General features: G+C 49.3%; 16 protein-coding genes. 4 read left to right on the top strand and 12 right to left on the bottom strand.

The genetic code is table 11. The annotated features are described in order from the left end of the window. Positions 1-169 precede the first annotated feature (169 nt). Positions 170-2,836, top strand: coding sequence for a hypothetical protein (locus tag GKG36_RS08110; RefSeq protein WP_154260141.1), 2,667 nt, complete (start codon positions 170-172; stop codon positions 2,834-2,836). A gap of 224 nt (positions 2,837-3,060) precedes the next feature. Here GKG36_RS08110 and GKG36_RS08105 read toward each other — a convergent pair whose 3' ends face one another. The 9 genes from GKG36_RS08105 to GKG36_RS08065 form a co-directional block, all read right to left on the bottom strand. Continuing rightward, a complete protein-coding gene (locus tag GKG36_RS08105) occupies positions 3,061-3,462 on the bottom strand; it encodes a (deoxy)nucleoside triphosphate pyrophosphohydrolase (RefSeq protein ID WP_055186484.1) in 402 nt (133 codons plus the stop codon). Positions 3,463-3,467: 5 nt separating this feature from the next. Further along, positions 3,468-6,626, bottom strand: coding sequence for a DEAD/DEAH box helicase (locus tag GKG36_RS08100; protein WP_154260139.1), 3,159 nt, complete (start codon positions 6,624-6,626; stop codon positions 3,468-3,470). A gap of 513 nt (positions 6,627-7,139) precedes the next feature. Next, entirely contained in the window at positions 7,140-8,186 is a 1,047-nt protein-coding gene (locus GKG36_RS08095; protein WP_154260137.1) for a Fic family protein, read from the bottom strand. Positions 8,187-8,363: 177 nt separating this feature from the next. Further along, positions 8,364-8,753 (bottom strand): hypothetical protein, encoded by a 390-nt coding sequence (locus tag GKG36_RS08090; protein WP_154260136.1) that lies wholly within the window; start codon positions 8,751-8,753, stop codon positions 8,364-8,366. Between the two features lie 4 nt (positions 8,754-8,757). After that, on the bottom strand, positions 8,758-9,570 hold the full coding sequence (locus GKG36_RS08085; protein ID WP_154260134.1) for a hypothetical protein: 813 nt from the start codon (positions 9,568-9,570) through the stop codon (positions 8,758-8,760). Between the two features lie 134 nt (positions 9,571-9,704). Further along, positions 9,705-10,106: a (deoxy)nucleoside triphosphate pyrophosphohydrolase gene (locus GKG36_RS08080; RefSeq protein WP_154260131.1), complete on the bottom strand. Its 402-nt coding sequence runs from the start codon at positions 10,104-10,106 to the stop codon at positions 9,705-9,707. 12 nt (positions 10,107-10,118) lie between these two features. Next, entirely contained in the window at positions 10,119-12,074 is a 1,956-nt protein-coding gene (locus GKG36_RS08075; protein ID WP_154260130.1) for a DUF2075 domain-containing protein, read from the bottom strand. A 97-nt stretch (positions 12,075-12,171) separates the two neighbouring features. Then, positions 12,172-12,543 carry a TnpV protein gene (locus GKG36_RS08070; RefSeq protein ID WP_154260128.1) on the bottom strand — a complete coding sequence of 124 codons (372 nt, stop codon included), beginning with the start codon at positions 12,541-12,543 and terminating at the stop codon, positions 12,172-12,174. A 55-nt stretch (positions 12,544-12,598) separates the two neighbouring features. After that, positions 12,599-13,480 carry a DUF6017 domain-containing protein gene (locus tag GKG36_RS08065; RefSeq protein ID WP_154260126.1) on the bottom strand — a complete coding sequence of 294 codons (882 nt, stop codon included), beginning with the start codon at positions 13,478-13,480 and terminating at the stop codon, positions 12,599-12,601. Between the two features lie 1,001 nt (positions 13,481-14,481). Between GKG36_RS08065 and GKG36_RS08060 the strand changes: the two genes are divergently transcribed. Next, a complete protein-coding gene (locus GKG36_RS08060) occupies positions 14,482-15,825 on the top strand; it encodes an MATE family efflux transporter (protein ID WP_154260124.1) in 1,344 nt (447 codons plus the stop codon). A 90-nt stretch (positions 15,826-15,915) separates the two neighbouring features. Here the strand turns inward: GKG36_RS08060 and GKG36_RS08055 are convergent, their stop codons facing one another. The 3 genes from GKG36_RS08055 to GKG36_RS08045 all read right to left on the bottom strand — a co-directional run bounded on the left by GKG36_RS08055 (position 15,916) and on the right by GKG36_RS08045 (position 18,704). Continuing rightward, on the bottom strand, positions 15,916-16,350 hold the full coding sequence (locus tag GKG36_RS08055) for a DUF188 domain-containing protein (RefSeq protein ID WP_154260122.1): 435 nt from the start codon (positions 16,348-16,350) through the stop codon (positions 15,916-15,918). Further along, entirely contained in the window at positions 16,347-17,015 is a 669-nt protein-coding gene (locus GKG36_RS08050) for an alpha/beta hydrolase-fold protein (RefSeq protein ID WP_154260169.1), read from the bottom strand. The genes GKG36_RS08055 and GKG36_RS08050 overlap by 4 nt, the downstream gene beginning before the upstream one ends. A 243-nt stretch (positions 17,016-17,258) precedes the next feature. Further along, positions 17,259-18,704 (bottom strand): deoxyguanosinetriphosphate triphosphohydrolase, encoded by a 1,446-nt coding sequence (locus tag GKG36_RS08045; protein ID WP_154260121.1) that lies wholly within the window; start codon positions 18,702-18,704, stop codon positions 17,259-17,261. Between the two features lie 494 nt (positions 18,705-19,198). On the opposite strand from GKG36_RS08045, the gene GKG36_RS08040 reads away from it, so the two are divergent. Together GKG36_RS08040 and GKG36_RS08035 are read left to right on the top strand one after the other, a co-directional pair. After that, the gene (locus tag GKG36_RS08040) at positions 19,199-19,552 is read left to right on the top strand and encodes a cupin domain-containing protein (RefSeq protein ID WP_097774654.1); all 354 of its coding nucleotides are present in this window, start codon (positions 19,199-19,201) and stop codon (positions 19,550-19,552) included. A 14-nt stretch (positions 19,553-19,566) separates the two neighbouring features. Then, positions 19,567-20,994, top strand: a complete 1,428-nt coding sequence (locus GKG36_RS08035; protein WP_154260119.1) for a four-carbon acid sugar kinase family protein — start codon at positions 19,567-19,569, stop codon at positions 20,992-20,994. Positions 20,995-21,097: the final 103 nt, after the last annotated feature.

Below are 21,097 nucleotides of genomic sequence, written 5' to 3'. Positions count from 1 at the left end.
ATGAAGGACAAATGAAAACCGTATTGTTTGATTTGAAATTGCAAGGTCACGAAAGTTACTCCACGTAAAACCATGAGTATTTTGACTTTACTAGCGATGTAAAGAAGAGTATACTTATACCATAAGATATGTTTTAATCGTCTGATTATTCACTAAAAGGAGTGGTTTAATGGCTCTGTATTGCGAATTGGAGAACATCATAACAGAAAGTGATGTTGAGCAGAAGTTTATTTATCCATTTCTGAAGGCAGAAACGCCGATTGGACTTGGATTAAAAGATTCGGAAATTTTAACTAAGCACATCCTCCGGAAGAAGTTGATTGATAAAGGACAAAAACAAAAGTACTATTTCCCGGACTATCTGGTTGCAATTAGAGGCATTCCCACGCTTATTCTAGAAGCGAAGGCTCCAAATGAGCTACTGGCTAATGGTTATTCTGAGGCTAGGTTATACGCACAAGAGGTCAATGCGTCTTTTCCGCACAAAATAAATGCGTGTCAGTATATTATTGCGTCAAATGGTTGCGAAACATGGATGGGATATGTCGATCAAGCAGAGCCTGTCTTACGACTAATTCATAGTGACTTCAATATTGAAAACAAATTGTTCTGTGAACTGGTTGAGCATTGTTCACATGAAGCTCTTCTCAATTTGGCAAATAGGTACTATGTGGACTTGAGAGGAAATGCGCGGTTTAATTCGCCAGTATCACAATTGGGCGGGAAGCGTGTCCAAAATGAAGAAATGGTAGAGAATTCGTTTGGGCGAACATTAGTATTTGAAAATAGATCAATATTTGATCCTGAAACCGAACAAGATCGAACAGTTATCGTCAAAAACGCATATATTCCATCTCCAAAGCGTGAGCAACATATCGAGCCAATCTACAAAGAAATTAAACGCTTTGATTTGCCTAGTCGAAAGAATTCGACAGCATTGTCTACCGAAACACCAGTTGAGCTTGTTGATAAACTTTCGGAAAAAATACTAAATAACCAGGAAGCCTATTCTCTAATGTTGCTAATCGGAAATGTTGGAAGCGGAAAAACAACATTTACACGTTACTTCCGATATGCATTTCTAGAAGAAAAATATCCGGAACTTGCAGCAAGATGTGAGTGGATTTTTATTAATATGAATTTGGCGCCCGTATCAAACAACGAGATATATAACTGGCTCAAAAAGCAGATTATTGATTCTATAAAAGAAACGCATAATGATTTGGATTTTGAGGATTTTGGAGTAATAAAGAGAGTGTTTAGGCGTGAAATATCACGCTTTGACAAAGGATTAGGCTCATTGTTGTGCGGAAGCGATGTAGAACGAAACAGAGAATTATACAAAATTCTCAATGAAGCAATAAGAAATGTGGACTCTTATTTGGAGGCATTGCTATTTTTTATAAAGGAAAATTATGCCAAAATTCCTATTGTGGTATTGGATAATTGCGATAAACGGAACAAAGGTGAGCAATTGCTAATGTTTGAAGTAGCACAATGGTTGCGTGCACAATATAAATGTATTGTAATTCTGCCTATGCGTGATGCGACTTATGATACATATAAATCCGAACCACCGCTTGATACTGTAGTGAGGGATCTCGTTTTTAGAATTGATCCACCAGATTTATTGAGAGTACTTCAAGCTCGACTTGACTATATCACAAGAATAACCGAACAGAGCAGTAATACCTATATACTGGAAAATGGTATGCGAGTTGCAGTCAAACGATCTGAACTTATTGAATATTTCAAGTATATTATAGTTGCTATTCGCAAAGATCGTTGGGTCGCAAATTTGTTCTATAGATTAGCAGACAAAAATACACGTAATGGCATTCAAATTTTTGAAGATTTCTGTAAAAGCGGGCATATGAAGGAAAAGGATATTCTTGCAATGCGAGTGCTTGGCGATGATGCGCAGATTCCTGCGTATCGGTTTGAAAATGTCCTTCTTCGTAAGAACCGTCGTTTTTATAACGGTGATGAATCGAATTTTGTGAATTTGTTTGCATCTGATTACAATGACGATTTTCCGGATCCGTTTGTTCGTGCCGATATATTGAATTGGCTATATCAAGTGCAAGCACTGAGTGGTCCAACGGGTGATAAAGGTCTATTTCAAGTGTCAGAGCTTGCACGAAGCTTGCAGGTATATGGTCATAGCCTTGCTGTTATTTATCGTGAATTGGCTTACTTGGCAAGGAAGAATTTAGTGCTTTGTGAAAATTCGGCGATGCCAATTGAGGAAGGCGATTTGGTTAAGATTACTATCCCGGGTGCCTTACATTTGCAAATGTTAAGAAACGTTTCGTATCTTTCGGCATGCGCAGAAGATACTCTCTTTAAAAACACTGAGGTTATGACGCGTATATCTAATCGACTTAAATTTCATGAAAGTGATTCGAAACTTGTTGTTGCACTAAATGCAAGAGATTTGGTGAATTATTTGATTGAATATCGAAAGGAATATTTGACAAATAGTGACGAACTAGTGTCGGAAAAAGCAATTATAAGTTCTGTTGATTTGAATGATTCGCTTCATGCTGTTGAACAATGGATTCAGGCAGATGAAAACCTTAAAAAGACAATCAGTGAGATTGATTATTTTACAGTTGATATGGATGTAGATGCATGTGTGGTTAGTAAAAATAGTGGCGGTGTAGTTTGTACGATTGCTGATAAAGATGTAAAAGGATTCATTTCAAGCTTGGAACCCAAGTACTCATTTCCGTACGATGTTTATTCGAAAATCAAACCAGGAGACATCTTGAAATGCAAAGTAATGGAATTTGATTTTACGCATAGAAGCTTTCAGCTTAAATATTTGAACTGAAAATAAGCATAGGTGTTTCTCTAACATTACGGAGATGCATCCATGCTTTTGTAGTGATAGTTGATATATTCAATGATAAATATTGTGGATTGAATAACGCAAGGCTTCTGTAGCTGTTGAGTATAATAAAGAACCGATTTTTAATTTAAATGTATAATTGATCCCCATACAGCAAATTGGTAATTTTTGTAAAATTGCAACAATAAAAATCTGGACGATAGATTTCATCCCAATGTCGCTCGAATCCGTTCTAGAATCGTCTGGTCAGCCGGGAGCCAATGTACAGAACCCAGTTCGTCCTTTGTCAGCCAGCGCGCGGCCTCGGCTTCTTTCAGAACAAGGTCACCGGAAAGGACCTCGCACCAGAAGCAGTCCATGGAAAGATGAAATGCCGGATAATCGTATTCGATGGTGCCAATCTTATCGAGCACCGCAATTTCAGTATCCAGTTCTTCTTTGATTTCTCGTTTCAGTGCCTGCTGCGGAGTTTCACCCGGCTCAATTTTGCCGCCTGGAAATTCCCACTGCCCCTTGTAGTCGCCGTAGCCGCGGGCGGTGGCATAAATTTTGTGTTTGGTCTGGATGGAGTCGCAGATGACGGCCGCGACAACGCGAATGATTTTCATTATCTTTACCCCACGATCAGTTTGTTGGTCTTTTTGAGGAACCGTGCCGGAATGGGTCGGTCGAGCTTCCATGTGATGTTCATCGGGCGGGAACCTTCGTGCCGGACATAGTTCACGGTGCCAAGGTAGGTATAAGCGGCGGCACCGCCAAAACGGGCCTCTGCCTTGAACTCGCGCACGAACAGCAGCACCCGGCTTCCTTTTTCCCGGTGATGGATGTAGCGCTGCCCGGTGGCAGAGTTTTCGGCGGTGGTGCTCTGGCTCTGCCAGTGGAAAAGGCTTTCGTTGATGGAATAATCCTTGTACATGGTGGTGGGGGAGTAATCCTTGTCCGCTTTGTTCAGGGTCACAAAGAATACGTCCAGCTGCTTTTCCGGCAGCCACTTCACGCCCTCGCGGACAGTGGCAGGCTTCAAAAAGTCCAACGCCACCAGCAGCTGGTCACGGGTATAAGTACAGTGCAAATCCAGCGGACAATCAAAGCCCACATCCACCGGCTCGTCAATAAAATCGATGCGGTCATATTGATACTGCAAAAGTGCCTGCAGCTCCCCCAGCAAAACGGGACTGTCCGAGAGAGCATACAGGTTATCGAGAACTTCTTCATCCTCCCAGCTTTCTGCAGTTTTGCCCCAGAGGGTCACATAGAACATCTGCAGCATCCGCTTCTCTACTGGCGATAGAGCCGCAAAGTCGGTGTTGTCCAACTTTGGCAGAAGCTCCAGCAAAAAACGGATCCACCTGCGGGAATCCACGACTGCAAAGCGTGCAAGGGCTTTGGTCATGCTCTCTTCCAAAGGTTCTGCAAAATCGGATGCCGCCCCTGCGCGGACGCACAGCCGGCTGAAGCAGACCTTTTTGCTGTAAATTGCACGCGGGTCAAGATGATAGTAGTCGAGGAAGTTCCTGAGTGTCAGGGGTAGACCGGTATCCTCGGTAAAGGCAGTTGCCCGCGCCATAAGCCCGGAGGTGCGGTCATAGGAGGCGCTGATATTGTCCAGCACATATTTTGCGGCGATCTTTTCCAGCTGGATATAACAGCCCTTGGGCGCAGAGACAAAACCCTCTTTAATCTCTCGGCTGACGCTGTGGGTGGTGTTGGAGAGCAGGGCCGTAAACTTTTCCTCGAAATTGTACTTCTTGTTTGCCTGCCCGATGAAGTCCAGCACGGTCAGGCATTCCTTGTTTTCAGCCAGACGCAGGCCGCGGCCCAGCTGCTGCAAAAACACGGTCAGCGACTCGGTGGGGCGCAGGAACAGCACGGTGTTGACTTCCGGGATGTCCACGCCTTCGTTGTAAATGTCCACCACAAAAATGAAACGAATCTCCCCGGAAATGAGCCGCTGTTTGGCGGTGTTGCGCTCCTCATCGGAAGAATCGCCGGTCAGCGCTATGGACGGGATGCCGTGGGTGTTAAAATAGTCCGCCATGAACCGGGCGTGCTCGATGGAAACGCAGAAGCCAAGCCCCTTTACCTCGTCAATATCGGTGACATATTTCAGGATAGAATTCACCACAAGGTCAGCGCGGCGCTGTGCTACCATGCCGCTGAAGGTGTACAGGTTGGACAGTTCGGCCTTATCATAACCGCCGGTGCGCCATTTCAGACTGCTCAGGTCGGCCGTATCGGTCACGCCGAAATATTGGAACGGGCACAGCAGTTTCCGGTCAATGGCTTCCGGCAGGCGAATCTCGGCGGCAACGCGCCCACCGAAATAATCCAGAATGCTCTTGCCGTCCATACGCTCCGGTGTGGCAGTCAGGCCCAACAAAATCTGTGGCTGATAATACTCCAACAGCTTCTGATAGGTGGGCGCGGCGGCATGGTGGAATTCGTCCACCACGATATAATCGTAGAAATCAGCCCCGGTCTTGGCGGTAAAATCCTGCGAGTTGAAGGTTTGGATGGAAATAAACAGGTGTTCAATGCTGTCCACTTTGTAATTGCCGACCAACAGTTCGCCGAAATTGGCATCTTTCAACACGGCACGGAAAGTGTACAGGCTCTGTTTCAGGATTTCTTCTCGATGCGCCACGAACAGCAGCCGGCAGGGCTTGCCGGGATGCTGTTTACAGAACCGCTTGTAATCCAGCGCCGAGATGACCGTTTTGCCGGTGCCGGTGGCGGCAACCACCAGATTGCGATTGTGCCCGCGCACGGTGCGTTCGGCTTCCAGCTTGTCCAGAATTTCCTGCTGGTAGGAATACGGCAGAATGTCCAGCGTGTAAATGCCGCTGTGGTCGGTCTCGCTGTACTTTTCGGCTTTCAGGGCCCGCGCAAGGCGCTCCCGCTGACCTTCGTTGTAGTACTCAAACTCGCCGGCGTTCCAGTAGCTTTCAAAGGTGGCGGCAATCTTATCGATGGTCTCCGGTAGGTCTTTCCGGGTCACTTTGACGTTCCATTCCAGTCCGCTGGAAATGGCCGCGTTGGACAGGTTGGACGAGCCGACATAGGCTGTTGTAAAACCGGTGTCCCGGTAGAACACATACGTCTTTGCGTGGAGCCGGGTGCGCTTGGTGTCGTAGCTGACCTTGATTTTCGTATTAGGCAGCTGGCGCAGTTCTTCGATAGCCTTTACATCGGTGGCACCCATGTAGGAAGTGGTAATGATACGCAGCTCTCCGCCGTTCTGGGTAAACTGCCGCAGCTCGTCCATAAGCAGGCGCAGACCGCTCCATTTGATGAAGGACACCAGCATGTCGATGCGGTCAGCGGATACGATCTCCTTCTTCAACTCGGTGTACATCTGCGGCTCGTGGATGGCCCCGGTAAACAATGAGCTTTGCGCAAGGGACGTTTCCGGCCGCTCGATGTCCTTGGCAGCTTTTCCGGCGGCAAGGCGTGGGTCATTTTTCCATAAAAGCGCAAGAAGCTGCTCTGCCTGCCGGTCAACGCCCAGTGCGGCAAAGTCAGCTTCTTTGGTGGTCGTCTGGATGATGCTCACGATCTGGTTTGCCAGCTCGATCTGTGCTTCGATGCCGCCGCCGTTGTCCTGTACGTTGTCAAGGCCCTTCTGCACAACTTCGGTCAGGTACTGTGCCAATACCTTGGAGGCTTCGGCCGTGTCGATGGGCGCAGTGGACTTGCAGGCTTCCGGAACTTCCGAAAGTTCGCGGTTCAGCGCATTGTTGATGACCTGTTCGTACAGTCCGGGGTGCAGCATGATGACACTTCCTTGCAGTTTTCTTCTATTATAGCGCGGACAAAAGCCCTATTCAATGCTCACGATAAGGACGAGACATTGCTTAACCACTCAAAAGCACAATAAACAGGCGGGCTGCTGACATATTTCTGTACTAATCTCTGGAAAGAAGTCAGAGAGGTGCAGCTGTGGTCTCTGCTGTGTAGATGGCGGTAAGGACTACTTGCGGCGTGTCATCAGGACCACCGAAGGCGGAAAATATGAGGACTACTGCGAAGAGCTTTCAGAGTGGGTGGAAGTTCCTGACCCGGACGATGATGACTGAACTCAAATGAACAAGACCCACAGATTGGGATGAGCATCCAATCTGTGAGTCTTGTTGTATCCATTAGCCGATACTTGTTGATACCAATTGATATCAATATACTGAAAACCAACAAAAAGTCAAGTAAATAGGACTGCTTTAGCCCTTACTTAATGCGGATTCCCTTAAAATTGGCCGTATTTTAAGGGAAAGATGGAGCGATTAAGGGATTACTTCAACCGCAGGTACACAGTTGATTTGCCTGCTCCCACGCGTTTCAACTCGCCGTTTTCAACGAGTTTCCGCAGGGAACCCTCAATGGAACTAAGGCTCAGCGAAGGACAGAGTTCCCGGATATCCTGCTTGGTAAAGCGCCCGATCTTGTTCTTCGTAGCATTCCGAACAACTTCAATGGCTGGAAGTTTTGTTTCCACGAGGGCAAAGCGTTCTTCAAAATCGCGGTATGCAGAGAGAATGGTTCCCAAAATATATTTGATGAATGGAACAACATCCTCTGTGCCCTCGTACCATCCGCTTTGCGCCTGCGCAAGAGCGGAATAGTAGAGGTCTTTGTTCTTGGCAATCTTGGCTTCAAGCGAGATGTATTTCCCGACATAGAAACCGTTCTGATACAGCACCAGGGTCGTGAGAAGGCGGCTCATCCGGCCATTGCCATCGTTGAACGGATGAATACAGAGAAAATCATGGATGAACACAGGAATTGCGATCAATGGTTCTACTTCAAAGTTCCCGATCACACGGTTATATTCTTCGCAGATTCGGTCAAGAGCCGCTGGCGTTTCATAGGGAGCCAACGGGGTAAAAAGAACTTCGCTATGGCCATCGGGATAAGTTGCGCTGATATAATTCTGCACATTCTTTGTTCGTCCTGCGATGGGGTTGTTCATATGACTGTACAAGACCTTATGCAGCTGCAAAATATAATTCTGCGTAATCGGAATCACATCAAAATTTTCGTGAATGAGGTTCAGGACATCACGGTATCCTGCAATCTCCTGTTCATCCCGGTTGCGCGGTGTGGTTTTTTCTTCCACGAGCTGCTTGATTCGAGTGCTGGTGGTCACGATTCCCTCGATGGCATTGGAGGCCTCGGTGCTTTGCACCTTTGCAATCTCGACCAGATGTTCCAGTTCTTCAGGACGCTGCTTCAGATAAAGTTCCTGCTTACCCGCTTCTTTATAGATTGCAGCAATATAGCCGAGAATCTCGGAATCCCATTTTTGCTCTTTGATTTTGGAGTAATTGAATGCTCTCATGCCCTTACCGCCCTTTCTTTCCCTTAAAATATACTACATTTTAAGGGAAAAGCAAGGCGATTAAGGGATTCTGCTCTAAAAAAGCTGGACATCGAGAAGAACAAGTATATACGGCGACAAACGCTGACTTAAAGTGAAGGGGAGGTGAGCTCTGCCCTAACAATGATATAAATGATACTAATTGGTGTTAGCAGGCTTCTGATATTCGGCCATGATCCTTCTTGCCCTACCGCGCGTGGTATCCTCAAAGGTCTCATCTTCGCTGAAGCGCAACCAGAAAGGGTCTTCCATCAGGCAGGCATTGGTGCGCTTGACGATTTCCCACGCATTGTAGTCTGGCAGGCCCATCATCGTCAAAATCTCTTTGCAGTCCATCCGATTTTGGGGAAAGATGCGCTTTTTGGCCCACACGACTACATCGACCAACGGCACTTTGCGGCTGTTGCCGATAAAGAGGTTCAGAGGCAGGTCATACTGCGGCACCCCCTCATTGGCGCAGAGATACTGCCCATCGTCGCTTAAATGAGCGATTTCCTTTTCATCCATCATCAATTTCAGGTAGGCCATTTCATCACCCCATGGCAGATTTCAGGTAGTGCAGACGGTATTTCAAGTACTGGCGGATCGCGGACGCTCTTTTTTCGCTCAGCAAGGCGAGAATCGGAGAGATTGCCTGAATGATCTCCTGATACAGTTCGTCCAGATCACGCACAGGCAGGACGGGTTCATCCACCAGCTTGATCTGCTGGGCATGGCGACTGCGGAACGGTTTGGCTTTATCGAATTGGTAGCGGAGCTTGGTGTCGGTCAGTTCTTCGTCCGTTGCCCACGCAAGCAGACTGCCGCCGTTATCGTAGATTGGTGGAGCATAATTCGAACTGTTTCGCACAATAACGTCAAAATTATTCTCGTGACGGTCCTCGTTTCCGATAAAGGCATCGAAGGCCAGCATCTGATAAAGCCACGGTTTGCCGTACAGTTCAACAGCGTACTGAAACAGTGCATCCAGTGAGGCAGCCTGCCCGCTGGTGAGAAAATACGCATCGGCCATATCTGCAAAGTGGTAAAGTTGCTCATCATCTGTTGTAAATTTGGGACAGACGCTGACCACATCGCAGGAATAGGTTTGAATGTCAGGAAATAGTCTGGCAGGCATCAGGGAATATTCCACATGAGGAAGCTTCAGCACCTCTGCAATCAGCGATGCCATGACTTCGGAATAAGGCTCATATCCGGCTGTTCCGGCTTCGGTGATGGAGTTTCCCTTGACCATGACAAGCTGGCCATCCACGCGATACCAGCCCTTTGAAAGCATCCCGCGGCTCGTCCGGGTTTCGCGCTTTTCCACTAGCTGAATGTTAGAAGGCATTTCGATTGGGTTCATGGTATCACACTCCTTTGCTTAATTATACCATGTTCGGGCGGATAGACAAGAAAAATTATTGAGATACGATTTTTTGAAGACTGCTCTTTTGTTGTGCTGTCGAATCTTGCATGGCATGGAAATGTGCACTGTTGTTATTGCATGGCTTTTTGAATTTGTTTCAAAATTGTCCTGTCGGCCGGGATCCATTGCACGGAATCCAACTCATCTTTTGTCTGCCAGCGCGCAGCCTCGGCTTCTTTTAGAACGAGTTCACCGGAGACGACTGTACACCAGAAGCAGTCCATGGAAAGATGAAATGTCGGATAATCGTATTCGATGGTGCCGATCTTGTTATGCACTGCAATTTCCGTATCCAGTTCTTCTTCAATCTCTCTTTTCAGCGCCTGCTGTGGCGTTTCACCCGGTTCGATTTTTCCGCCCGGAAATTCCCACTGGCCTTTGTAGTCACCATGGCCGCGGGCGGTAGAATAAATTTTATGTTTTACATGGATGGAGTCGCAGATGACAGCGGCAACAACGCGGACAGTTTTCATGAAACCCTCCTATTAAATTTCTGGAATACCGCATGATAGCAAATAGCGGTAGGTTCCGTCGTAAAGTGCAGGAATGCGACTTTGATCTTCTTGGGAGCCTTCGGGAATGTATATGACCAACCCCTGACGCGCTCTTGTCAAAAGAACCCGATAAGCATTTTTCTGATATTGCTGGCGTTGTTTTATGTTGGTATGGTTCCAGCGAGTTCCACGGAATCGAAAGTAATCAAAATCGCCATTTATATAGCGAAAATCCGCATCCCATGCCACAATGGCGTAATCAACTTCCAAACCCTGCACCTTAAATTCAGATGCGGCCACCTCTAAGTAGTAGGAAGAATCAACATGATCTTTTCCCTTTAAAAACCAGTTGACATGGTCGATTTGAGTGGGAACCCAAATGCCTGCGCCACGGAGTCGTTTCCCCTCCGAACTTGCCAAGAGACCATATCGTTCGGTGCCGCGGGCATGGGATTTTACCCATAGCTTTGCCGTATCAAAATTTCGTGTTAATACGATGGGATAGGAAGATTGGAGTTCTTGACATAAGTCAGCGGCTTGCTGCGGATGATTGTCAAGAAGTGCTTTTATAAATGCGGAAAGTTTATCACTTCTAAAAGATCGAAGTGATACCCCTAAATGGAGTTCTGGAACAATGGTACAGTCCAAATTTTGGAGGGAATTTCCAATAGAGGCAGTTCCAACATATTCAGAATCTGTCATTTTGTCCGAAATATAAACTTTCCAATCCGGAAAATGTTCTCTCAATGCTAGGAACCAATCTTGAATTCCTGCTTCGCCGGTATAAATTTCCTGACCACCGCCAACGAGGCAGACGATAACGGCCCAATCCTTATGCCGGTCCATAATACTGATAAGAAATTCCGGCTCGGATTGGTTGAAGTCTGTGACGTTTTTCTTCCGTTTCATAAAATTGGATAGACTGGATGCACCCCACGCACGTTGGGCTTCGTCAAAGATAGCTACTTTTTCTTTGGGAGCAGAAGCAGTTATCATGGCATCGTCTCGAAATTTATGGATAATCTGAATAAAAGTCTTTGCCTCGCGCTCTGCAGTTTTAAGAGGAATGTGATTGCGCTCGGCACGGTCTTTTGACAATGCGGCTTGCAAAACATCTACCAGCGGGCCGTTTCCGGAAAGGAAAACTGCGTGCTCGTCGGTTTCAAACCGATGTCGTGCATTTGCAATGTTCAATCCTGCAAGAGTTTTTCCTGCGCCTGGAACACCGGTAATAAAACAAATCCCCTTTTCATGGAAGCGCTTACAGTGGTCGATGATGCGATTAATAGCCATTGTAGTGGCTGTTAAATTTTGAGCACCAGCATCATTCCGCGAGAGATCATATACAGAATGATTCCGGTACATAGCCTGCGCTGCCTCGATAATGGTAGGCGTTGGGGCATACCGAGCATTCTGCCATGTGGATAATGAGAGAGGTGCATCATGTAGGATGGAAAGTGTAGCGGTGATAGCAGTGGCGATGCTTTCTTGACTACAATGCAAAGGCATGGAAATCTTATCGTGCATCAACTGGATGCTGACGGGCTGAACGGCCCCTTCCGTGGCAACGACAATTGGAATAAGATAACGGTCTTTGCTGGCTTCGTGGAAATACTTAAGGTCAAGCGCGTAATCGGTTACTTGATCATCGGCATTCTTTGTGTATTTGGAACTTCCGACTTTAAATTCAAGTAAAAAGATAATGCCATCTATAATACAAATCGTATCAATGCGATGTCCGATGCGGGGAATCGTATACTCAAAAGAAATTTCCCCTTCTGGATAGTCGGTCAGTTGATTTTGCAGAATTGAAATTTCCTTTAACCATGCATTTTTCTGCTGGTCCGTAGTTTTGAATTCATCGTGAACCATCAGTTCCCCTAAGATCGAAGTTGGATTGGTGGATATAAAATCTTTGATGGTGGAAAAGTAATATTCGCGATTCATAAATTTCCCCCAAATGTATTCAATGGCAGGATGAAAGAGCTTCAAATACAGCTTTTTATCTTCATTATACCATGTTCGGGCGGATAGACAAGAAAAATCATTGATACACGATCTCCCTTACCACCACTTCCTCCGCCTGCGCTTTCAGCCCGTTCATATGGGCCACCCAGAGAAGCTGTGATCGCTCTTTGTCCGGCGCAGGGAACTTGTCTGCCAAGGCCGCAATCGTGCGCTCCAGCTGTTCTGAGGCGGCTCTCTGGACTTCCTGCAAATGCGGCCAGAGCGTACCGTTCAGCAACATCCGGTTGTACAGCACAGGACGCTGATTCTTGAGATAGGCCAGCCGCATCCGGCCATACTTGCCCAGCAGTTCAGTATCATCGGTCTGCGGCAGGGTGAGCAGGGGCAGCTGATACTCCCCAACCTGTGCGTAATGGATCTCGGTGCGGACGGCGTTCGTGTTCTTCATGGAAATTCTCCTTTGTATTTTCAACGTGTTTTGCGGTCTTTGTGGAAAACGGTGTTCACTCCTTCCGGCTCTGCGCGGTCAGCCAGTTGCCCTGCGCCTGATAGTAGTGCTCCATCGTGGTGGGGGCGTTCAGGATGGTGGTGCGCAGATAGGCCATGATGTTCTTGATTGGCTGGGTGGTGTTGGACATCACATCGAAGATGTACTCAATGTGTTGGCTGGTCAGCTTGTCCAGCCGCAGCCGGATGGCTTTGGTGGTCTGCGGCTGCTTGCCGACATACTGGGTCTGCCGTGGACAGCAGTACATCTCCACAATGTTGTCTAACAACTCCTCCAGCTTGTCGGGGTCGTACCGCTGGGTAAGAGTGTCGATCTCCAGCCGTTCCCGAAACTCCTCCCGCACCTGTGCTTCCATCTGGTCAAAATCTGCGGATTCGCCTGTCGGCCCTGATAGATTAGTACTTTGTCTTTTAGTATTTTGTTTATTAGTATTTTGTTGCGTTGCCTTTTCCAAATTGGGCTCAACCAAATTTGGAAAATCCAAAAATGGTGAAGAACAAGGCTTCATGCGGCTTTTCGGACTTTTGGATGCGGACGGGTCCGACGGCTCGCCTTCCTTGCCGGGAACGGCAGGAGCGTCCTCAACAGGCGATTCATAGACCTGATAATCGTAGTCGATGATCTGCCCTTTGGCATTGCGGACTTTCTGACGGCGGACGTAGCCGTGTTCTTCCAGTTCCAGAACAGCGGTGCGTACACTGTCCAGACCATCCTTGCAACCAACGGTCAGTCCCTTCAGGCTATAATCCCAATCGTCCGGCAGGGAGAGCATATAGGACAGCAGTCCCTTGGCCTTCAGGGACAGCCTCTTATCCTGCAGGTGGTGGTTGCTCATAACGGTATAGTTGACGTTTTTATTGACGCGGAATGTTGACATGGCGGCTTCCCTTTCAGCCCAATGCGAGCAAAAGAAAACGCAGCATTTCCCGGCTTTCGGGAAACGCTGCGTTCAGACAGGGAAGCCTGCTGTGAGCTGGCACAGCAACGGCAGCACTGCATATTTCTAACGGACATCTAACACAACTACACCTGAAATGCAGCCGTTGACGCCCCGTGTGAAAAAGGCTTTTTCTAACGTCATTTCGCAAAAAGTGGCCGAATTTTGCCTGCAAATTGCGGTGTGACGTGCCTTTTGGGAGGTTACAAAAATGCCCTCAGCTGCCAATGACAGCCGCGAGGAACCAGCTTCATCCAACAATTTCAAAGACTCGAAATCGTTTTGTCCTTAATCGGGCACGTGGGTTCGAATCCCACCATCTCCGCCAACAAAAGGCATCAGCTCAGGCTGGTGCCTTTTTTGCGGCTAGATGGTGCGGATGAGAACAGGGCGGCGGCCCGCAGGCCGCAAGCAACCAGCCCTGCGGGCTGTTGCTTAGCCCGCGGGAGAATATCCACCATCTCCGCCAACAAAAGGCATCAGCTTAGGCTGGTGCCTTTTTTGCGGCTAGATGGTGCGGATGAGAACAGGGCGGCGGTCCGCAGGCCGCAAGCAATCAGCCCTGCGGGCTGTTGCTTAGCCCGCGGGAGAATATCCACCATCTCCGCCAACAAAAGGCATCAGCTCAGGCTGGTGCCTTTTTTGCGGCTAGATGGTGCGGATGAGAACAGGGCGGCGGCCCGCAGACCGCAAGCAATCAGCCCTGCGGGCTGTTGCTTAGCCCGCGGGAGAATATCCACCATCTCCGCCAGAAGTCGCAGATTGCATTTTGAGACAGGAGGGAATATACTTATATTGGATAGATTCCAATACTATAGCAATTCAACTTTTTAATGCAACAGCGGTGAATTGCATATCGCAAAGATGCCGTTTGAATGTTGCACGGATTTCTTGACTTGCGATAAAATTTGCGATAAACGATTTTTGGAAGGAATATAATCATGTCGAAAGATGAATATTTGATCACAGATCCACCCCTTAAAGCGCTGACTGTTTTTGCGATGCCGATGATCCTTGGCAGCTTTTTTCAACAAGTATACAATATGGCCGATTCCATAATAGTTGGTCAATTTGTTGGCTCCTCGGCACTTGCGGCTGTTGGTGCTTGTGCTGCACTGACCAATGTTTTTATTTGTGTGGCGCTTGGTGCTGGTGTGGGCGCAGGTGTGCTTGTAAGCCGCTATTTTGGTGCAAAAAATTATGGTAAAATGAAAACCATTGTGTCAACGTCCCTGATCAGCTTTTTGATCTTAAGCGTTGTCCTTGGTGTCTTTGGCTTTTGCTTTTCCCATTTCATGATGAGCGGATTACAGACCCCTGCCGATATATTGGAAGAAGCAGTATTGTATCTGCGTGTCTACTTTGTGGGTTTCCCGTTTCTATTCATGTACAACATTCTTTCCACCATGTTCACTTCCATCGGTGAATCCAAAATTCCGTTGGGACTGCTGATATTCTCATCTATCCTGAATATTTTTATGGATCTCTGGATGGTGGCTGGTCTTGGTCTGGGGGTGTTTGGTGCAGCCCTTGCGACCTTGATCGCACAAGGAATTTCTGCCGTGTTTTCGTTTTTGATCTTTCTGTCTCGGATGCGGCAATACAAGAGCTCCTTTAGCAGGTTCGACCGGCAGGAGCTGTATTCCATGCTTCGCATTGCGGTACCATCGGTTTTGCAGCAGTCCACAGTGTCTATCGGTATGATGATCGTGCAGGCAGTGGTAAATCCCTTCGGCACACAGGCACTTGCCGGGTATGCGGCAACGATGCGGGTAGAAAATGTTTTTTCGCTGATCTTCGTATCCATCGGCAATGCAGTTTCGCCGTTTGTATCCCAGAATTTTGGCGCAAAGAAAATTGAGCGTATCAAAAAAGGGTATCATGCTGCACTGGTGTTGGATCTATGCTTTGCAGTTCTTGCTTTCGTGGTCATTGAAACACTGCACACACAGATTTCCTCGTTGTTCTTGGGAAAAGACGGAACCGCGTTGGCCTATCAGGTGTCCGGTGATTATATGAGATGGCTTGGTTACTTTTTCATCTTCATGGGCATCAAGATGGCAACGGATGGCGTTCTTCGCGGACTTGGAATCATGCGGCCGTTTCTTATTGCAAATATGGTAAACCTTGCAATCCGCTTGTCTGTTGCCTTGATTTGTGCACCGCGTTTTGGCATTGCTTTTGTTTGGCTTGCAGTCCCGGCAGGTTGGCTTGCAAACTTCCTTATTTCCTATGCGGCGCTCAGAAGATCGTGGCCGGAGGATAAAGCAGCGGTATCTCACTGATTTCATGCAGTGGAGAGGTGCTTTGTTCTGACGGGTTTCACTTACAGAGAATGTGACGCGAAAAAATTCGCCGGTGTTCCGTTCAGAAAATCAGATGCTCGCTAAAATATCTGTCAGTGTGGCGACAAATGCTTCATCCTGCTCCTTCGTCCGCTTTGGGCTCCCCTTGGGGTGCTTTCCGGCACGGAGGAGCTTTTTGTTTTCATAACGCCGCAGCATGAGAGCTTCCATGTTGTCGGCGGTGTATTCCAAACCGTTCTGATTCAGCACCCGTGCGCGCTTGGCAAGGCACATACTCGCAAGGCCGTAGTCCTGTGTTACGACAATATCCCCCGGCTTTACCCGGTTGACGAGGGCAAAGTCTACGCTGTCAGCCCCTTTATCGAACACCAGCGTCTGCGCACCTTCCCGCTCGATCTGGTGAGAGGTGTCGCACAGGATGATGACTGGAACACTGAATTGCTTTGCAATCTGCAATGTCAGGTCCACCACCGGGCAGCCGTCGGCATCGATCAAAATATTCATCGGCTTTCCTCCATCGTCCACCGAAAGGCTTTCGCGGTACGCAAATCAGCGTCCTTAAAGTGCCCGCCGCTGTTCCATTCAAGGGTGCAGTCTGCGCCACGCTCTGCAAGCCGGCTGTGCAGGGTGCGGATGTGATCACCTACCGCAGCCATGACAGCGTTTTTCGTATGCTCTTCCTTGTCGCCAAGGCTCAGATAAATGTGCTGTGTCTGTATCGGGTGCCGCTGTTCAAACTCCATCCAGCCCGGAAACCACACCGAGGGCGAGGCGGCAGCGATACCATAGAACAGATCAGTCTGGGTGGATGCCCACAATGCAAACAATCCCGCCAGCGAGTAGCCGCCCAGAATGATTTTGACGTTTTCCGGGAGAGGATACTGCTGCTTCAGTGTGGGAATGGCCTGTTCTGTCAGAAAGCGCAGGGTGTCCGCAGCCTTGCCCCCAAATCCTTGCTTTCCCCACACGGCAGGGGCTTCCCACGGAGAAAGTGCATCGTTCCAGCTTTCCACCGGGATGGCCGCAAACAGAAAGTGGTGCGCACTCTGTGCAATAGCGGCAATCTCGCTTTCCATGCTTTGCAGCTCGTGCTCGCCGGTCATTTGGAGCAGTAGGTATTCTGCATGGGCTTCGCCGTAAATGCGGCAAGGTCTGTTCCCGATTTGCATTGTCTGTGCGGTCATTGCGGCATCCTCCCGAAAATTTTCGATAAGCCCAGTATAGCAACTGAAAAATCATTTTGCAATTCAAAAGGCGTTCGCATTCGCAAGCAGTGTCTTCGTAAAAAAGCTGGCACCTGATTTGAAGTTGTGCGAGGTTTCCAGAGTGATGTATCAGCAGTTTTTGAACGATCATGCCGTAGCCCATAAGCGGCAGACGAACCGGGCACGTGGGATTTGAACAGGGCAGCGTTATTCAATACCGCTAAGCTCGCGGTACAGCGTGCGGGCATAGGAATCTGTCATGCCGCTGATATAGTCGGTGACCATCAGCAGCCGGAGGTACAAGTCAAAAGATTCCGTGCCGGTTCGGGCGTTTTGGTAATCCTGCTTGTAATTGCCGGAGAAGATGGCGAGAAGCTTTTTGTCGGCCTTGGAAGGTGCCCGCCCGTCGGTGCAGTATGCAGAGTCATAGTACAGCACGGCGGGAACAAAATGATCCAGCAGAAAATCGAGAATGACCTGTCCGGACAGCTCCAGTTTCAGGATGCCGGGCGTATCGAAGGCGAATTTCCGCATGGCCCCTTTCAGAATGTCAATGGTGATGGCGTGATTGGTTCCTTCAAACAGATCACCGCAGTAGGTTCCGGCCATGATCTCTTTATATTTGCAGGAAAAACGGTAGATGGCTACATACATCAGCCACTGACGCGTTTGGGTGAGCCATTTTTTAAATGCAGCGCTGTCGTTTTCTGGGGTGTGGTCTGCACCGCGCAGCGCGGAAAGTTCTTGGATCCGCTCATCGGAGAAGTACTCAGGGCTTCTGTGGGGAACGATCTTTGAATGGTCATAAGAATTTGTGTAATATTCAATGAACTGGTCAAGGGTGAACAGGCCCTTTTTAAAGGCATCTTCCAGATCGGCAGTAGAGTATGCAATGTCGTCAGCTGCTTCCAGCAGGTAGGTCAGCGGATGGCGCACGATGCCTTTGTCGGGAGTGGTGGTCCCAACCGCTTCCGAGATCTGCTCAAAAGTCTCCTGTTCTGCAGCGAAGAAGCCGAGTTTGTGCTTTCGGATATCCGCACTGCCTTTATCAACGGAGCAGGAGTCGGTGGGGTATTTTACCAGCGTGCTGATGATCGCTTTGGACAGATTGAGGCTGGAACCGTGTTTTGCTTTCAGCAGGATCCGCAGCGCCTGTGCATTGCCCTCAAAATTTTCCAGATCAGCGATCATCTGCGCGGATAACCAGCTGCGAAGGGGCTGTCCTTTGTATTTTACATGGTCAAGGTTCTCTTTGAACCAGTCGCCGATCACGGTCTCGCCGAAATGCCCGAAGGGCGGATTGCCGAGGTCGTGCAAAAGGCCGGCGCAGAGCAGGACCGATGCGATGGCTTCGGCATCCTCCGGCACGGCAATATCAGTTGGCTTGTACTGTGTTGTGTTTTTGGAGATCATGATGCCAAGCTGCCGGGCGATCGTGGAGACTTCGATCGAGTGCGTCAGGCGAGTTCGTATGAAATCACTCTTGTCCAGAGGAAACACCTGCGTTTTATCCTGCAGCCTGCGGAATGCAGCGCTGGAAACGATCCGGCTGTAGTCCTTTTCAAATGCATTGATGGGATACTCCTTGAACGAATCGGGCTCAGGAGGTTCAGAAGAAAGCTTTTCAGTTGACAGCAATTTTGCCCATTCCATAATCAGTACACCTCGCTTTTGAAACGTCGTGATTAAAAATCTGCAAAAGGCATCGGCCTTCCATCACTGCCATTATACAAAAGAAACGCTGCTCCGGCAACAAAAAACGGATTCTCTGAAAAAAACACAAAAACTGCAGCTTGAACATGTGCAGAGTTCCAATTTATTTCGGGATCCGAAAAAAGGAAAGCGGAGTGTTATGCTGCGGTGTACTACTTCCGTCAGATGCACCCGAAATTGAATCAGACAAAAGCTTCCCTTTTCGTGGGCTGCGTGCCTGCGGCGGGGAAGCTTTTTTGTATGCCTGCGGGGCAGGAACGGAGGGATATCAGCCAGATTGCACAAAACGCATTGCACAAAATTGAACAGCTTTTCAGGAAAAAATCTTGCTATTCCGCTTGCGCTCATGTATAATGGACTTGACTTGAAAGGTAGGATGTTTAAAAACACTCTGCCGTATGCTGCTGCAGATGACTTGAAAGGTGGAACATGGGATGTTGTATAAGAAAGCTTCTGAGATGAAACCCACTCCGATCCCCCATTGCATGGGCGGCGAGGGCACCGTGATGATGGAACGCCTGCTGGATGCGCCTGCCGAAATGCTGGGCAAGGGCCGCGCCTACGTGCGCCACACGCTGGCACCGGGCGTGACCATTGGCAGGCACACGCATGAGCACGAGATGGAAAGCATGGTCATCGTCTCCGGCCGCGCTGTCCACATCATCAACGGCGAGGAGCAGATCTTGGAGAAGGGCGACATCATTGCCGCCATGCCCGGCGACACCCACCAGATCGCCTGCCTGGGCGACGAGCCGCTGGTGCTGATCGCACAGGTGCTGTACGAATAAAGGAGGAGCTTCAGATGGAACAGATCCGCAGTGCCGATGTTCTGGCCAATTTTCCGCAGGTGGATGAGGAAAAACTGAACGCCGCCCTTGCCGCCGAAGCTGCCGCCAGCAACCGCAAGATCATTGTGCTGGACGACGACCCTACCGGCGTACAGACGGTACATGATATCTATGTTTATACAGATTGGACGGTAGAAAGCCTGCGCAAGGGCTTTGCTGCGCCGGAAAAGCTCTTCTTTATTCTGACCAACAGCCGCGGTTTTACCGTGGCCGAGACCACCAAGGCCCACCGCGAGATCGCGGAGAACACCGCCAAGGTGGCCCGCGAGTTCGGCATGGACTACCTTATCATCAGCCGCGGCGACTCCACCCTGCGCGGCCACTACCCGCTGGAGACCGACCTGCTGCGCGAGGTGACGGAGGCTGAGAACGGTTACAAAATGGATGGCGACATCCTGTGCCCCTACTTCCGCGAGGGCGGACGCTTTACACTGGACAATGTGCATTATGTGCGCTACGGCGCAGAGCTTGTGCCCTGCGGCCAGACCGAATTTGCCAAGGACGAGACCTTTGGCTACCACGCCAGCAACCTGTGCGAATACATTGAGGAAAAAACCGGCGGCAAAGTCCGTGCAGGAGACGTGACCTGCATCTTGCTGGAAAGCCTGCGCGCCATGGACTTTGACGGCATCGAGGCCCAGCTGCTGGCGGTGCACGATTACGGCCATGTGATCGTGAACGCAGTGGCGGACTGCGATGTGAAGGTGTTTGCAGTGGCACTGTACCGCGCCATGGCAAAGGGCCGTCACTTCACCATCCGCAGTGCGGCCGCACTGGTCAAGGCCATCGGCAATATTTCCGACCAGCCGCTGCTCACCCGGGAAAAGATGGTCACGCAGGAAAGCAGGGCAGGCGGCATCATCGTGGTGGGCAGCCACACCAAAAAGACCACTGCCCAGCTGGAAGAACTGAAAAAAGTACAGGGCATCGAGTTTATTGAGATGGACAGCGACAAGGTGCTGGTGCCGGGCGAGCTGGAAAAGGAAGCAGCCGCCATCGTGGCCCACTGCTCACAGCAGATCGCAAAGGGCATCACCTGCTGCGTGTCCACAAAACGCGTGGTGCTCACCCTGCCGGACGACACCCCGGAAGCAGCCCTCGTGCGCAGCGTTGCCATCAGCGATGCACTGCAAAGCTGCGTGGGCAGGCTGACCGCTTCCCCGGCTTTTGTGGTGGCAAAGGGCGGCATCACCAGCAGCGACGTGGGCGTGAAGGCCCTGCGCGTGAAATGCGCCAAGGTGCTGGGCCAGATCCGGCCGGGCATCCCGGTATGGCAGACCGGTGCCGAAAGCCTGTTCCCCGGCACGCCGTACATTATCTTCCCGGGCAATGTGGGCGAAGTGCCCACCCTGCGGGAAGCGGTGGAAATTTTGCTGGGCTGACAGCCTGACGATTTAGAATTGTCTCCGCTCTGCTCTGACAATATCAGAGGAAAAATTATTTTAAATATTGCAAACAAGCCAGCCCTGCGGGGCTGGCTTGTTT

This window comes from Faecalibacterium sp. BIOML-A1, assembly GCF_009679715.1.
GTDB lineage: Bacteria > Bacillota > Clostridia > Oscillospirales > Ruminococcaceae > Faecalibacterium > Faecalibacterium taiwanense.
This window is presented reverse-complemented; position numbering and strand designations above follow the sequence as displayed.